Origin of the sequence: Dyella amyloliquefaciens, from assembly GCF_004296575.1 — a bacterium.
GTDB lineage: Bacteria > Pseudomonadota > Gammaproteobacteria > Xanthomonadales > Rhodanobacteraceae > Dyella > Dyella amyloliquefaciens.
Genome location: NZ_SAYT01000003.1, coordinates 39,880 through 53,281, shown reverse-complemented (window position 1 = coordinate 53,281; position 13,402 = coordinate 39,880). Strand labels below are relative to the sequence as shown.

The 13,402-nt window shown below is 65.0% G+C and carries 10 protein-coding genes and 1 riboswitch; of the genes, 1 reads left to right on the top strand and 9 read right to left on the bottom strand.

Features of this window, described 5'->3' with window-relative positions; translation table 11 throughout:
* Positions 1-38 precede the first annotated feature (38 nt).
* Genes greA through carA form a run of 3 tightly spaced genes read right to left on the bottom strand, consistent with a single transcriptional unit; the run spans position 39 to position 4,871 of the window.
* Positions 39-518 carry a transcription elongation factor GreA gene (greA, locus tag EPB08_RS08750; RefSeq protein ID WP_130618714.1) on the bottom strand — a complete coding sequence of 160 codons (480 nt, stop codon included), beginning with the start codon at positions 516-518 and terminating at the stop codon, positions 39-41.
* A complete protein-coding gene (gene carB / locus EPB08_RS08745) occupies positions 515-3,742 on the bottom strand; it encodes a carbamoyl-phosphate synthase large subunit (protein WP_130618713.1) in 3,228 nt (1,075 codons plus the stop codon). The genes greA and carB overlap by 4 nt, the downstream gene beginning before the upstream one ends.
* Positions 3,735-4,871 carry a glutamine-hydrolyzing carbamoyl-phosphate synthase small subunit gene (gene carA, locus EPB08_RS08740; RefSeq protein WP_130618712.1) on the bottom strand — a complete coding sequence of 379 codons (1,137 nt, stop codon included), beginning with the start codon at positions 4,869-4,871 and terminating at the stop codon, positions 3,735-3,737. The genes carB and carA overlap by 8 nt, the downstream gene beginning before the upstream one ends.
* A gap of 213 nt (positions 4,872-5,084) precedes the next feature.
* Here carA and EPB08_RS08735 point away from each other — a divergent pair, with 213 nt between their 5' ends.
* Positions 5,085-5,780: a 2OG-Fe(II) oxygenase gene (locus EPB08_RS08735; protein ID WP_130618711.1), complete on the top strand. Its 696-nt coding sequence runs from the start codon at positions 5,085-5,087 to the stop codon at positions 5,778-5,780.
* A 133-nt stretch (positions 5,781-5,913) separates the two neighbouring features.
* Here EPB08_RS08735 and EPB08_RS08730 read toward each other — a convergent pair whose 3' ends face one another.
* The 6 genes from EPB08_RS08730 to hrcA form a co-directional block, all read right to left on the bottom strand.
* Positions 5,914-6,921: a sodium:calcium antiporter gene (locus EPB08_RS08730; RefSeq protein ID WP_130618710.1), complete on the bottom strand. Its 1,008-nt coding sequence runs from the start codon at positions 6,919-6,921 to the stop codon at positions 5,914-5,916.
* Positions 6,922-6,985: 64 nt separating this feature from the next.
* Positions 6,986-7,157: riboswitch (yybP-ykoY riboswitch) on the bottom strand.
* Positions 7,158-7,299: 142 nt separating this feature from the next.
* Positions 7,300-8,103: a 4-hydroxy-tetrahydrodipicolinate reductase gene (gene dapB, locus EPB08_RS08725; protein WP_130618709.1), complete on the bottom strand. Its 804-nt coding sequence runs from the start codon at positions 8,101-8,103 to the stop codon at positions 7,300-7,302.
* 145 nt (positions 8,104-8,248) lie between these two features.
* Positions 8,249-9,376 carry a molecular chaperone DnaJ gene (dnaJ, locus tag EPB08_RS08720; RefSeq protein ID WP_130618708.1) on the bottom strand — a complete coding sequence of 376 codons (1,128 nt, stop codon included), beginning with the start codon at positions 9,374-9,376 and terminating at the stop codon, positions 8,249-8,251.
* A gap of 131 nt (positions 9,377-9,507) precedes the next feature.
* Complete coding sequence (gene dnaK, locus EPB08_RS08715) at positions 9,508-11,436, bottom strand: molecular chaperone DnaK (protein WP_130618707.1); 1,929 nt, start codon at positions 11,434-11,436, stop codon at positions 9,508-9,510.
* A 158-nt stretch (positions 11,437-11,594) separates the two neighbouring features.
* Complete coding sequence (gene grpE / locus EPB08_RS08710; protein WP_130618706.1) at positions 11,595-12,128, bottom strand: nucleotide exchange factor GrpE; 534 nt, start codon at positions 12,126-12,128, stop codon at positions 11,595-11,597.
* A gap of 85 nt (positions 12,129-12,213) precedes the next feature.
* Positions 12,214-13,266: a heat-inducible transcriptional repressor HrcA gene (gene hrcA, locus EPB08_RS08705; RefSeq protein WP_130618705.1), complete on the bottom strand. Its 1,053-nt coding sequence runs from the start codon at positions 13,264-13,266 to the stop codon at positions 12,214-12,216.
* Positions 13,267-13,402 lie beyond the last annotated feature (136 nt).

Here is a 13,402-nt window from a genome sequence, read left to right as displayed (position 1 = left end):
GGCCCTTCTTCGTTTTCACACCTCGAGCAAAACCGCTCTCAGGCGACGTAACGCACGCCGGTGATCTCGTAGTGCTTCACGCCGTTCGGTGCGGTGAACTCGAAGCTGTCGCCTTCGCTCTTGCCGATCAGCGCACGCGCGATCGGCGAGGATACGGCAATCAGGCGCAGCTTGATGTCGGCTTCCAGGTCACCAACGATCTGGTAGGTCACGGCTTCGCCGCTGTCCTCATCCTCCAGATCCACCGTCGCGCCGAACACCACGCGATTGCCCGCGCCGAGGCGGCTCACGTCGATCACCTCCGCCGTGGACAGCAGCCCCTCCAGGGAAGCGATACGCCCCTCGATGAAGCTCTGCTGCTCGCGCGCGGCGTGGTACTCCGCGTTCTCCTTCAGATCACCGTGCGCACGCGCTTCGGCGATGGCCGCGATGATGTGCGGCCGGTCGCTGGACTTCAGCCTTTCCAGTTCACTGCGCAGACGCTCCGAACCAGCCTTGGTAATGGGCGCCCGACTCATGCCTTCAGCTCCTTGTGCAGCTCCTGCAGGCTGTGCACCTGCCCATCGCCGTGGTAATCCAGCGAGTGCACCAGCGCGCGGGCGCCTGCCACCGTGGTGGAGTACGTGACGCGCTGCTGCAGGGCCTCGCGCCGGATCGAGAACGAGTCGGCGATAGCCGCCTTACCCTCGGTGGTGTTGACGATATAGACGATCTCGCCGTTCTTGATCAGGTCGACGATGTGCGGACGGCCTTCGATCACCTTGTTGATGCGCTCGCAGGTCACGCCGTGCTCGGCCAGGTACTTGGCCGTGCCTTCGGTGGCAACCAGGCTGAAGCCCTTCTCCAGCACTTCGCGGGCGACCGGCAGCAGGCGATCCTTGTCCGCATCACGCACCGACACGAACACCTTGCCCTTCGGCGGCGTCTTGATGCCGGCGGCGTCGTGGCCGCGGGCGAAGGCGGCGCCGAAGCTGCGGCCCACGCCCATCACCTCGCCGGTGGAGCGCATCTCGGGGCCGAGGATCGGATCCACGTTCTGGAACTTCAGGAACGGGAAGATCGCTTCCTTCACCGAGTAGTACTCGGGGATCACTTCCTTGGTGGCGCCCTGGGCGATCAGCGAACGGCCAGCCATGGCGCGCGCTGCGATCTTGGCCAGCGGCACGCCGGTGGCCTTGGACACGAACGGCACGGTGCGCGAGGCACGCGGGTTCACTTCGAGGATGAACACGGTGTCTCCCTGGATGGCGAACTGGGTGTTCATCAGGCCGATGACCTTCAGCTCCTTGGCCATCGCCGTGACCTGGCGACGCATTTCATCCTGCATCTCGGCGGTCAGCGAGTACGGCGGCAGCGAGCAGGAGGAGTCGCCCGAGTGCACGCCGGCTTCCTCGATATGCTCCATGATGCCGCCAACCAGCACGTTGCCTTCGGCGTCCGCGATGATGTCCACGTCCACTTCGACCGCGTGGTCGAGGAAGCGGTCCAGCAGCACCGGCGAGTCGTTCGACACCTGCACGGCGTCACGGATGTAGCGCGAAAGATCGGCATCACCGTAGACGATTTCCATCGCGCGGCCACCCAGCACGTAGCTCGGGCGCACCACCAGCGGGTAACCAATCTCGCGAGCCGAGGCCAAGGCCTCTTCAGGCGTGCGCGCCGTGCGGTTCGGCGGCTGCTTCAGGCCGATCTTCTCAATCATCTGCTGGAAGCGCTCGCGGTCTTCGGCGAGGTCGATGCTGTCCGGCGAAGTACCGATCACCGGCGCGCCAGCAGCCTCGAGCGCACGAGCAAGCTTGAGCGGCGTCTGGCCACCGTACTGCACGATCACGCCCTTCGGCTTCTCGAGATCGATGATCTCAAGCACGTCTTCCAGCGTCAGCGGCTCGAAGTACAGGCGATCGGAGGTGTCGTAGTCGGTCGACACGGTTTCCGGGTTGCAGTTGACCATGATGGTTTCGAAACCATCCTCACGCAGGGCGAGTGCCGCGTGCACGCAGCAGTAGTCGAACTCGATGCCCTGGCCGATGCGGTTCGGACCGCCGCCGAGCACGATGATCTTCTCGCGGTCGGTCGGGTTGGCCTCGCACTCTTCCTCGTAGGTCGAGTACATGTAGGCCGTGGTGGTCGCGAACTCGGCGGCGCAGGAGTCCACGCGCTTGTACACCGGGCGCACGCCCAGCGTACGACGCAGGTGGCGCATCGCGGCTTCGTTGGTCTCGAGCAGTTCGGCGAGGCGCGCATCGGAGAAGCCCATGCGCTTGAGTTCGCGCATGCGGCCGGCGTCAATCGCGGTGATGCCCTGCGACTGCACTTCCTTCTCGGTCAGCACGATGTCTTCGAAGGCGGCGAGGAACCAGGGATCGACGCGGCTGAGGCCGTACACGTCTTCCAAGCTCAGGCCAGCGCGGAACGCGTCGGCCAGATGGAACACGCGATCCGGACGCGGCTCGCGCAGCTCGCGCTTGAGCGCGTTGATGCCTTCGTCCGAGGTGAGGTCCAGGCCGGTCGGGTTAAGGCCGGTCTTGCCGATCTCCAGGCCACGCAGCGCCTTCTGCAGCGACTCGTGGAAGCTGCGGCCCATCGCCATCACCTCGCCCACCGACTTCATCTGGGTGGTGAGGCGGGCGTCGGCGGACGGAAACTTCTCGAACGCGAAGCGCGGGATCTTGGTGACGACGTAGTCGATGGTCGGCTCGAACGACGCCGGGGTCAGGCCGCCGGTGATGTCGTTCTTGAGTTCGTCCAGCGTGTAGCCCACGGCGAGCTTGGCCGCGATCTTGGCGATCGGGAAGCCGGTGGCCTTGGAGGCCAGTGCCGAGGAGCGCGACACGCGCGGGTTCATCTCGATGACCACCACGCGGCCGTTCTCGGCATTGATGCCGAACTGCACGTTGGAGCCGCCGGTGTCCACGCCGATCTTGCGCAGCACCGCGATGGAGGCATCGCGCAGGCGCTGGTATTCCTTGTCGGTGAGCGTCTGCGCCGGCGCGACGGTGATCGAGTCGCCGGTGTGCACGCCCATCGGGTCGAGGTTTTCGATCGAGCATACGATGATGCAGTTGTCCGCCTTGTCGCGGACCACTTCCATCTCGAATTCCTTCCAGCCGAGCACGGATTCCTCGACCAGCACTTCGCCCACCGGCGAGAGTTCCAGACCGCGCTTGACGATTTCTTCGAACTCTTCCTTGTTGTAGGCGATGCCGCCACCCGAGCCACCGAGCGTGAAGCTCGGGCGGATGACGGTGGGGAAGCCCACCTTCGCCTGCGTGGCCAGCGCCTGCTCGAACGTGCGAACCACTTCGGCCTTCGGGCATTCCAGCCCGATTTCCTTCATGGCGACGCGGAACAGCTCGCGGTCTTCGGCCATGCGGATGGCTTCACGCGAAGCGCCGATCAGCTCGACGTTGTACTTCTCGAGCACGCCGTTGTCGGCAAGGTCGAGCGCGCAGTTGAGGCCGGTCTGGCCGCCCATCGTCGGCAGCACCGCATCCGGGCGCTCCTTGGCGATGATGCGCTCCACCGTCTGCCAGTTGATCGGCTCGATGTAGACGGCGTCGGCCGTCTCCGGGTCGGTCATGATGGTGGCGGGGTTGGAGTTCACCAGGATGACGCGGTAACCCTCTTCCTTCAGCGCCTTGCAGGCCTGGGCGCCGGAGTAGTCGAACTCACAGGCCTGACCGATGACGATCGGGCCGGCGCCGATGATGAGGATGCTCTTGATATCGGTGCGCTTAGCCATTCGTGCGGGCCTCCTGCATCAGTGCGGCAAAACGATCAAACAGATAGCCGATGTCGTGCGGACCGGGGCTGGCTTCCGGATGACCCTGGAAGCAGAAGGCCGGACGGTCGGTGAGCGCGAAGCCCTGCAGCGAACCATCGAACAGCGAGGTGTGGGTGACGCGCGTGTTGGCCGGCAGCGTGGCCGGATCGACGGCGAAGCCGTGGTTCTGCGAGGTGATCAGCACGCGGCCGTCATCCTGGTCCTTCACCGGATGGTTCGCGCCGTGATGGCCGAACTTCATTTTCAGCGTCTTGGCACCGACGGCCAGGCCCATGATCTGGTGGCCCAGGCAGATGCCGAACAGCGGGATCTTCACCTCCAGGAACTGGCGCGTGGCTTCCACCGCGTAGTCGCAGGCCGCCGGATCGCCGGGGCCATTGGAGAGGAACACGCCGTCGGGCTTCATCGCCAGCACGTCGGCGGCCGGCGTCTGCGCAGGCACCACGGTGATGTCGCAGCCCTGCTCGGCCAGCAGGCGCAGGATGTTGTACTTCACGCCGAAGTCGTAGGCCACGACCTTGAAGCGTTTGGACGGCTGATTGAACGCGGTCTTGTCGAGGTCGTAGACGCCCTCGTTCCACTGGTACGACTCACCGACGCTGACCACCTTGGCCAGGTCCATGCCGTTGAGGCCCGGGAAGGCACGCGCCTTCGCCAATGCGGCTTCGGCATCCACCGTCTCTCCGGCAACGATGCAGCCGGACAGCGCGCCCTTGTCGCGCAGGATGCGGGTGAGGCGGCGGGTGTCGATGCCCGCGATGGCCACGATGCCGTGGCGCTTGAGGTAATCGGGCAGGCTTTCGGTGCTGCGCCAGTTGCTGGCGCGACGCGGCACGTCGCGCACGATCAGGCCAGCGGCGTGCACGGTGTCGGACTCTTCGTCCTCGACGTTAACGCCGGTGTTGCCGATATGGGGATACGTCAGGGTGACGAGCTGCCGGCTGTACGAGGGATCGGTGAGGATCTCCTGGTAGCCGGTCATGGCGGTGTTGAAAACCACCTCGCCGACGGTTTCACCAGTCGCGCCCACGGCGTGGCCGTGGAACACGCTGCCGTCTTCGAGGGCAAGCAGAGCAGGGATAGGCATGGGAGGACCGCCTTTTAGGTGCAGCAAAGTCCGCAAGCCGCTGCAAAAGCAGCTTGTGGACCTTGGTCGAGGAACGTTTCAGGGCGGGTGGCAATGATAGGTGCAAGACCCCTTTCTGTCCACCCAAAACAGCTGGTCCGTGACCTGCCGAAAGGCCTAACGGCCGGCCTCCCGAGCGTTACACTACCCACGCCCCGCTCCCAGACGGACCTTATGAACACAGCCGCACTGCTCGATCCTTCCCGACTCGACCGACCGGATACAGACGTGCGGCTGGACCCGTTCCCCTTCATGATCGCGCACGGCCAGCTTCCGGATGAGGCGCGTGGTGACCTGGAGCGCGATTTCCCCCGGTACGCCAGCGCCGGCTTTTTCCCCTACGACGCCAGCGATTGCGGCCCTTCGGTCAATGCCCTGGTGCAGCGTCTCAGCTCGCCGGAGTTCGCCAGCGCCATCGGTGAGCGCCTGGGCATCGCCGATCTCGGCGGATACCCCACCCTGATCACCTTGTGCCGACTGCTCAACAAGCGCCATGGCACCATCCATACCGACAGCAAGTCCAAGGTCGCCACGGCCCTGCTCTATCTCAACACCCTGTGGCCGGACACCAGCGACGGCTGCTTGCGCTTCCTTGGCAGCATCGACAATATCGACAACATGGTCGCGCCGGAGCTCAAGCCGCTGTACGGCGAATTCGCCGTGTTCAAGCGCTGCGACAACTCGTTCCACGGCCACCTGCCCTACGAGGGCGAGCGCCGCGTGATCCAGGTGGCCTGGCTCACCAGCGAAGAGGAAAAGCTGCGCAAGACCAAGCGTGGCAAATTCTCCCGCGCCTTCAAGAAGCTGTTCGGCTCGCTCGACCGCAAGCTGGGCGCGGGTCGCGATCGCAACGCCTCGCACAAGGACTGACGCGCAGCGCGGACCTCGGCGAGCGGCCCGGGAACGGCGTACTTGGCGGCCTCAAGACGACTTGACGCCGTTCCCGGCCTGCGCGGCTGTCGCCATGGATACTCAGGGCGACAGCCGAAACCTCGGACATCGATCAGGCCTGGCTACCGAAATGCCAGGCGATGTATGCCGCGAATACGCCGTATAGCAGCCCCACCGGCACCAGCCAGCGCGCGTCGACGCGACCGCGGCGAAACAGCCACCACAGGTACACGATGGCGACGCCGGTGAGCACGCCGGCCACCATCAACGGCGCATCGAACATCCAGGGTGTGGCGAACAGCGCGAGCGAACTCGGGATGGTCGCCTGGATCATCATGGCGCCGGAGATGTTGGCCAGCGCGAGGCGTTCCTTGCCCTGGCGCACCCAGATCAACGCATTCATGGTTTCCGGCAATTCGGTAGCGACCGGGCTCAGGACCAGCGCGACCAGATGCGGCGACAACTGCAGCGCCACGCCGATCGCTTCGATCTGCTTCACGAACGTATGCGAGGCGATGGCGATCACCAGCAGGGCCAGCACGGTCTGCGCGGATACCCACCACAGCGATGGATTCGCCGCCTTCGGCTGCAGCTTGAGCGGCTCGAGTATTTCTTCCTCAGGCGCCGTGTCGTCGCTCTTCAGCTCACGCCAGACGTAGAGGCCGTAAGCCGAAAGAAACAGCACGCCCAGCCACGGCTTGAACGCAAAGGCGATCAGGCCCAGCGAGCACTTCACCACGAAGATGGCGAGGAACCACGCCTGGTCGCGCGCCAGCCGGCCGTGTTCGACACGGACCAGGTTGTCGGCGCGCTGCAACCGCCGTCGGTTCATCCACAGCGCCACGCCCACCACGGTGTAGGCAATGGTGGCCAGCACCAACGGGCCACCCAGCGCTGCGCCGACGCCGATATCTTTCTGCTCGGGCGTCTTGCCGAGAATCACGGCCACGAAGGTGACCGCACTTTCCGGCAGCGCCGTGCCGAATGCAGCGAGGATCGTGCCCGTGGCGGTAGCGCCCAGGTTGAGCTTCTGGCCGAACCACTCCACGCCGTTCACGAAGTACTCGCAGGCGAGATAGATCGCACCAGCCGATAGCAGGAACAACAACGCGGTAAGCATGTTTTCTTCCAAGGGCCGGGCGAGCGGAAAACCATTGGCTCGACGACGCGAGCTCGCCCGGCAAAGGTGAGCGCGTCGCGGCCAAAGGTCTCGCCGGGCTGCCGACACCGAAAGTGTCGTTCACCATCCACGCCATGAAGCCTGAGCTTCAAGTCTGTTGACGCGGATTCCTCTGGGATATGCAGCCCAATCGGGGCTGCGTGGGGTGAGGATGGCTACTCCCCAATGACAACAAGGTTATTTTAGCTGCGGGTATCCGCGCGAACAAGCGAAATCCTGCGATCGCCTGTCGCGAGGGCCGGTTTGCCACTCAAACGGCGGGTCATGCTTCGAGCACTGGCATGTCCGTTACGGAACCTGCCTTCGGGCACGCCAAGCTCAACGCGAAGCGCGCTCGCTCAGCATGGCATCCAGATCGTAGGCACCCGGCTGGCGGCCGCTGAGCCAATGCGCAGCCTCCAACGCACCACGCGCGAAGATCGAGCGATCGGTGGCGCGATGCGTGAGCTCGATACGCTCCCCGGCCCCCATCAACCACGCCTCGTGTTCGCCCACGATGTCGCCACCGCGAACCACCGCGAAACCGATGGTGCCAGGCTGACGAGCGCCGGTACGGCCTTCGCGTGAATACACACCACTTTCAGCCAGCGTCGTACCGCGCGCCTCGGCGGCGGCTTCGCCCAGGGCGAGTGCCGTGCCCGAAGGTGCATCTTCCTTGCGATTGTGATGCGCCTCGAAGATGTCCAGGTCCCAGTTCGGCAAGGTGGCGGCAGCCTCGCGCAGCAGCCGCGTCAGCACGGCGACGCCCAGGCTGAAGTTGGCGGAACGCAGCAGCGCAATGCGCTGCGAAGAGACGGCCAGACGCTTGCCGAACGTGGGATCGAGTCCCGTGGTACCGGTCACCAGCGCGACGCCATGGGACTCGCAATAGGTCAATGCTCCGGCAAGCCCTGCAGGACCGCTGAAATCGATCACCACATCGAGTGCGTCCGCACCCGGCCAGCCACTGGTGTAGGTCGGAGCGCCCTCGCCCGCGAACACCGGTTGCCCCAGCAGCGCGGAATTGGGCGACGACATGGCAGCCACCAGGACGAAACGCTTGTCACCTTTGACCAGTTGCACCAGCGCCTGTCCCATGCGGCCGGTGGCACCATTGATGGCAAGACGAACGGGATGGCTCATTCAGGACTCCGCGACCGGCGCAGCGTGACAGGAAGGGCGTGATGCTACTGCCTGCCGTCGCCGGCGTACACGCGCGAGCTGAAGTCACGCGATGGCACGGCACATCAAGTCGGGAAACGCCGGCGCCCGGCTTTCCCGCAAAGAGTTACGAAGTGACGCGCGACCAGAACTGCTTCACGCCATCGACCCAGGTCTTGGCGCGCGGCGTGTGCTTGTCCGCTTCGCCACCGGCGAAGGTGGCCTCGAGCTGCTCGAACAAGTCGCGCTGCTGCTTGGTCAGGCGTACCGGTGTTTCCACCACGACGCGGCAGATCAGGTCGCCCGAGCGATTGCTGCGCACCGACTTCACGCCGCGGCCGCGCAGGCGGAACAGCTGCCCGGTCTGCGTCTCCTGCGGGATGCTGATCGGCACCTCGCCTTCCAGCGTCGGCACCAACAGCTCCGCGCCCAGCGCCGCCTGCGAGAAGCGGATCGGCAGCTCACAATGCAGGTCGTTGCCTTCGCGCTGGAAGATGGCGTGCTCGCGCACGCGCACTTCCACATAGAGATCGCCGGCTTCCGCGCCCTGCGGACCGGCTTCACCCTGGCCGGTGAGGCGAATGCGGTCGCCGTTGTCCACGCCCGCGGGGATGTTGACCGACAGCGTGCGCGTTTCCTGCAACAGGCCTTCGCCATCGCATTCCTTGCACGGCTTCTCGATCGACTGGCCGCTACCACCGCAATGCGGGCAGGCCTGCTGGATGGAGAAAATGCCGTTCTGCATGCGTACGCGGCCATGACCCGCGCAGGTCTTGCAGGTCACCGTCTTGCCGTCGTCGGAGCCGCTGCCATTGCAGTGATGGCAGTTCACCTGGGTCGGAATCTCGATCTTCCTCTCGACGCCGAACACGGCCTCTTCAAGATCAAGTTCCATGATGTAACGGAGATCGGAACCACGGCGCTGGCGACCACGGCCGCCACCACCCATGCCGAAAATATCGCCGAAGATGTCGCCGAAGATGTCGCCCATGTCGCCGAAGCCGGCGCCACCGCGACCGCCCATGCCGTGCTCGAAGGCGGCATGGCCGTGCTGGTCGTACATCGCGCGCTTCTGCGCGTCGGATAGCACTTCGTAGGCCTCCTTGGCCTCCTTGAACTTCTCCTGCGCATGCGGATCATCCGGGCAACGGTCCGGGTGGTACTTCATCGCCAGGCGGCGGAAAGACTTCTTCAGCTCGACCTCGGTGACGGTACGTTCGACACTCAGGACTTCGTAGTAATCACGCTTGCTCATCGTTGCATCCGGCATGGATCGCTCTCTTGCTACATGGATCGTCCGATCCATGTCCTATCAACAAACAGCCCGCGACCAGACTTGAGTCCGGACGCGGGCTGCGTCAGATCGGCAGCGCCGACCGGTCTATCTTACTTCTTGTCGTCCTTGACTTCAGTGAACTCGGCATCGACCACATCGTCGTGGGCCGCCGAGCCCTGCTGCTGCGCACCCGCATGGGCACCGGCATCCGGCTGGGCACCGCCGCCCTGGGCCGCGGCGTACAGCGCCTGGGCGACCTGCTCGAGCTTTTCGACCTTGGCCTCGATGGCCGCCTTGTCGTCGCCGTCCTTCACCTTCTCGAGGTCGGAGAGCGCGCCTTCGATCGAGCTCAGCTGGTCCGCCGGCACCTTGCCGCCGTGCTCCTTGAGCGCGCTGCGGGTGGCGTGCACCAGCTGGTCGGCCTTGTTGCGGGCACCGACGAGCTCGTGGAACTTCTTGTCTTCTTCCTTGTTGGCCTCGGCGTCGGCCACCATGCGGTTGATCTCTTCCTCGGACAGGCCCGAGCCGGCCTTGATCTCGATCTTCTGTTCCTTGCCGCTCTTCTTGTCCTTGGCCGACACATGCAGGATGCCGTTGGCGTCGATGTCGAAGGTCACTTCGATCTGCGGCATGCCACGCGGTGCCGGGTCGATGCCCTGCAGGTCGAACTTGCCCAGCGACTTGTTGGCACTGGCGCGCTCGCGCTCACCCTGCAGCACGTGCACGGTCACGGCGCTCTGGTTGTCGTCGGCGGTGGAGAACACCTGCGAAGCCTTGGTCGGCACGGTGGTGTTCTTCTCGATCAGCTTGGTCATCACGCCGCCCATCGTCTCGATGCCGAGCGACAGCGGGGTGACGTCGAGCAGCAGCACGTCCTTCACGGTACCGCCCAGCACGCCGCCCTGGATCGCGGCGCCGACAGCGACGGCCTCGTCCGGATTGACGTCCTTGCGCGGCTCCTTGCCGAAGAAATCCTTCACCGACTCCTGCACCTTGGGCATGCGGGTCTGGCCGCCGACCAGGATCACGTCCTGGATGTCGGACACGCGCAGGCCGGCGTCATTCAACGCGGTGCGGCAGGGCTCGATGGTGCGCTTGACCAGGTCTTCCACCAGCGCTTCGAGCTTGGCGCGGGTCAGCTTGATGTTGAGGTGCTTCGGACCGGAAGCATCGGCCGTGATGTACGGCAGGTTCACTTCGGTCTGGTGGCTGGACGACAGCTCGATCTTCGCGCGCTCGGCAGCGTCCTTCAGGCGCTGCAGCGCGAGCGGATCCTTGCGCAGGTCCATGCCCTGGTCTTTCTTGAACTCTTCGACGAGGTAATCGATGACGCGCATGTCGAAGTCTTCGCCACCGAGGAAGGTGTCGCCGTTGGTGGCCAGCACTTCGAACTGCGTCTCGCCGTCGACTTCGGCGATCTCGATGATCGACACGTCAAACGTGCCGCCGCCGAGGTCGTACACGGCGATCTTGCGGTCACCGCCCTTCTTGTCCAGGCCGTAGGCCAGCGCGGCCGCGGTCGGCTCGTTGATGATGCGCTTGACGTCCAGGCCCGCGATGCGGCCGGCGTCCTTGGTGGCCTGGCGCTGGCTGTCGTTGAAGTACGCCGGCACCGTGATCACGGCTTCGGTGACCGGCTCACCGAGGTAATCCTCGGCGGTCTTCTTCATCTTCATGAGGACCTTGGCCGAGATCTCCTGCGGAGCCATCTTCTTGCCGTTGGCCTCCTGCACCCAGGCGTCGCCGTTTTCATGGGCAACGATGCCGTAGGGGACGATGTGCAGGTCTTTCTGCACTTCCGCGTCGGTGAACTTGCGGCCGATGAGGCGCTTCACCGCGTAGAAGGTGTTCTTGGGGTTGGTCACGCTCTGGCGCTTGGCCGGCGCGCCCACGAGGACTTCGTTGTCCTTGGTGAAAGCGACGATCGACGGCGTGGTGCGATCGCCTTCCGAGTTCTCGATGACCTTGGCGGTGGTGCCGTCCATAACGGCAACGCACGAGTTGGTCGTGCCCAGGTCGATACCAATGATTTTACCCATGTTGTCTACTCCCGAATTCTTAAGCGACCCCTCGGCCGCGACTGGTTTCCAGATGGGGCTCGCGGCTTCTTAACTCAATGCCGGCAAGCGCTCCGATGTCTTTGCCACCGACGCCGGCAGGGGACGCTGTTCAGGCGTCCAAACCGCCGGCAGGGGCGTCATTCCTTCGCGACCGCCACCAGCGCAGGGCGCAACAGCCGATCGTTCAACACATATCCCTTCTGCAGCACGCTGACCACCGTGTTCGGCGCCGCACCAGGGGCATCCACCATGCTCACCGCGTGGTGACGCTCCGGATCCAGCGGCTGGCCGACGGGATCGACCTGCACCAGGCCGTTGTTCTCGGCGATCTTCAGCAGCGACTTCAGCGTGAGGGCGATGCCTTCGCGCACGCTGGCGACGTCACCACCTTCCACTTCCAGACCGCGCTCGAGGCCGTCATAGACCGGCAGCAGCTCGTTCAGCAGCTTCTCGTTGGCGAAGCGGCGTGCCTGCTCCACGTCGCGATGCAGGCGACGGCGCTGGTTCTCGATCTCGGCCTTCTCGCGCAGCACGGTGTCGCGCAGCTCCACGTTGCCGGCTTCCAACTCCGCGATGCGCGCCTTCAGCGCCTCCAGTTCGGCGTTATGGGCTTCGCCCTGTCCGCCACTGCCCTGCGCCTCGTTCGACGCCGTTGGATCGTTGCTCTGCATGAATGACTCCAAGCCTCATCCGTGGCCGGTGCCCCTGGCACCTGCCGTCAAATACCTGCGGGTAAAACCCCGCCTCCCGTGCGGGTTATAAGGTCGTAGCGACGCGATTCAAGGCGTCGCTGAGCAATCCGGCCGTGGCCTGGACCACCGGGATCACCCGTTCATAGGCCATCCGGGTCGGCCCGATGACCCCGACCGCCCCCAGCACGCGCCCTTGCGCGCCATAGCTGGCAGTGACCACGCTGCAGCCGTCGAGGGCGGCAAAGCCCGATTCCTCGCCGATGAACAGCCGTACGCCGGGGGCCTTGGCGCAGACCTCCATCAGCTGCAGCAGCTCGTTTTTCTTCTGGAAGGCCTCGAACAGCTCGCGCAGGCGCTCCAGGTTGGCCAGCTCCGAGTACCCCATGAGGTTGGTCTGGCCGCTGACCAGCACGTCGTCACTCTCGGCCTGCGGAGCGAACGAGGCCGCAGCCAGCTCTACCGCACTCGATACCAGGCGGTTGAGTTCGCCGCTCGCCTCCCTGAGTTCGCGCAGCAGGTGGGCCCGGATGTCGTCCAGGCGCAGGCCGGCGAACTGGCTGTTGAGGTAGTTGGCGGCCTGTTCCAGCTCGCGGCCGTCCAGCGGCTTGGCCAGCTGCACGATGCGGTTCTGCACCTGGTTGTCCGAGAACACCAGGATCACCAGCACGCGGGCATCGGGCAGCGCCACGAAATCGATGTGGCGCAACGGGAAATCAGCCTGCCGCGGCACCGTGACCACGCCGGCGAAGCGCGTCATCGCCGACAGCAGGGTCGAGACGTTGCCCAGCAGGTCGCGGGTGGTGGTTGGCCCGGGCGGCAGCTCGCGCCGCAGGCGGGCCATTTCGTCCACCGGCAGCGGCTGCAGCTCGATCAGGCTGTCCACGAACAGGCGCAGGCCGCGCGGCGTGGGTACCCGACCAGCCGATGTATGCGGCGAGGCGACCAGGCCGGCTTCTTCCAGGTCGGCCATGATGTTGCGGATGGTGGCGGGGCTGACGTCCAGGCCGGAGGAGCGCGACAACGTGCGCGACCCTACGGGCTCGCCATCGGCGAGGTATTGGGCAATCAATGTGCGCAACAGGCGGCGTGCGCGGGCATCGAGATCGGCGGCGGGCATGCTGTAGCAATCCGTGAGACACCAAAGAAATAAGGTCTGGCGGAAAAGTTTGCAAGAAAGGGAGCGGGTCACGGGGCATCCAAAGTGGTTCCAGGTCGCATGGCGACCCGTTCGCACGCCCGAAAGAGCCCCCTCT

What these genes read in the sequence shown, in the direction of transcription:
- greA (WP_130618714.1), bottom strand. Translation starts at nt 518, where the DNA reads ATGAGTCGGGCGCCCATTACCAAGGCTGGTTCGGAGCGTCTGCGCAGT.
- EPB08_RS08730 (WP_130618710.1), bottom strand. Translation starts at nt 6,921, where the DNA reads ATGCTTACCGCGTTGTTGTTCCTGCTATCGGCTGGTGCGATCTATCTC.
- dapB (WP_130618709.1), bottom strand. Translation starts at nt 8,103, where the DNA reads ATGAGCCATCCCGTTCGTCTTGCCATCAATGGTGCCACCGGCCGCATG.
- dnaK (WP_130618707.1), bottom strand. Translation starts at nt 11,436, where the DNA reads ATGGGTAAAATCATTGGTATCGACCTGGGCACGACCAACTCGTGCGTT.
- dnaJ (WP_130618708.1), bottom strand. Translation starts at nt 9,376, where the DNA reads ATGAGCAAGCGTGATTACTACGAAGTCCTGAGTGTCGAACGTACCGTC.
- hrcA (WP_130618705.1), bottom strand. Translation starts at nt 13,266, where the DNA reads ATGCCCGCCGCCGATCTCGATGCCCGCGCACGCCGCCTGTTGCGCACA.
- grpE (WP_130618706.1), bottom strand. Translation starts at nt 12,128, where the DNA reads ATGCAGAGCAACGATCCAACGGCGTCGAACGAGGCGCAGGGCAGTGGC.
- carA (WP_130618712.1), bottom strand. Translation starts at nt 4,871, where the DNA reads ATGCCTATCCCTGCTCTGCTTGCCCTCGAAGACGGCAGCGTGTTCCAC.
- EPB08_RS08735 (WP_130618711.1), top strand. Translation starts at nt 5,085, where the DNA reads ATGAACACAGCCGCACTGCTCGATCCTTCCCGACTCGACCGACCGGAT.
- carB (WP_130618713.1), bottom strand. Translation starts at nt 3,742, where the DNA reads ATGGCTAAGCGCACCGATATCAAGAGCATCCTCATCATCGGCGCCGGC.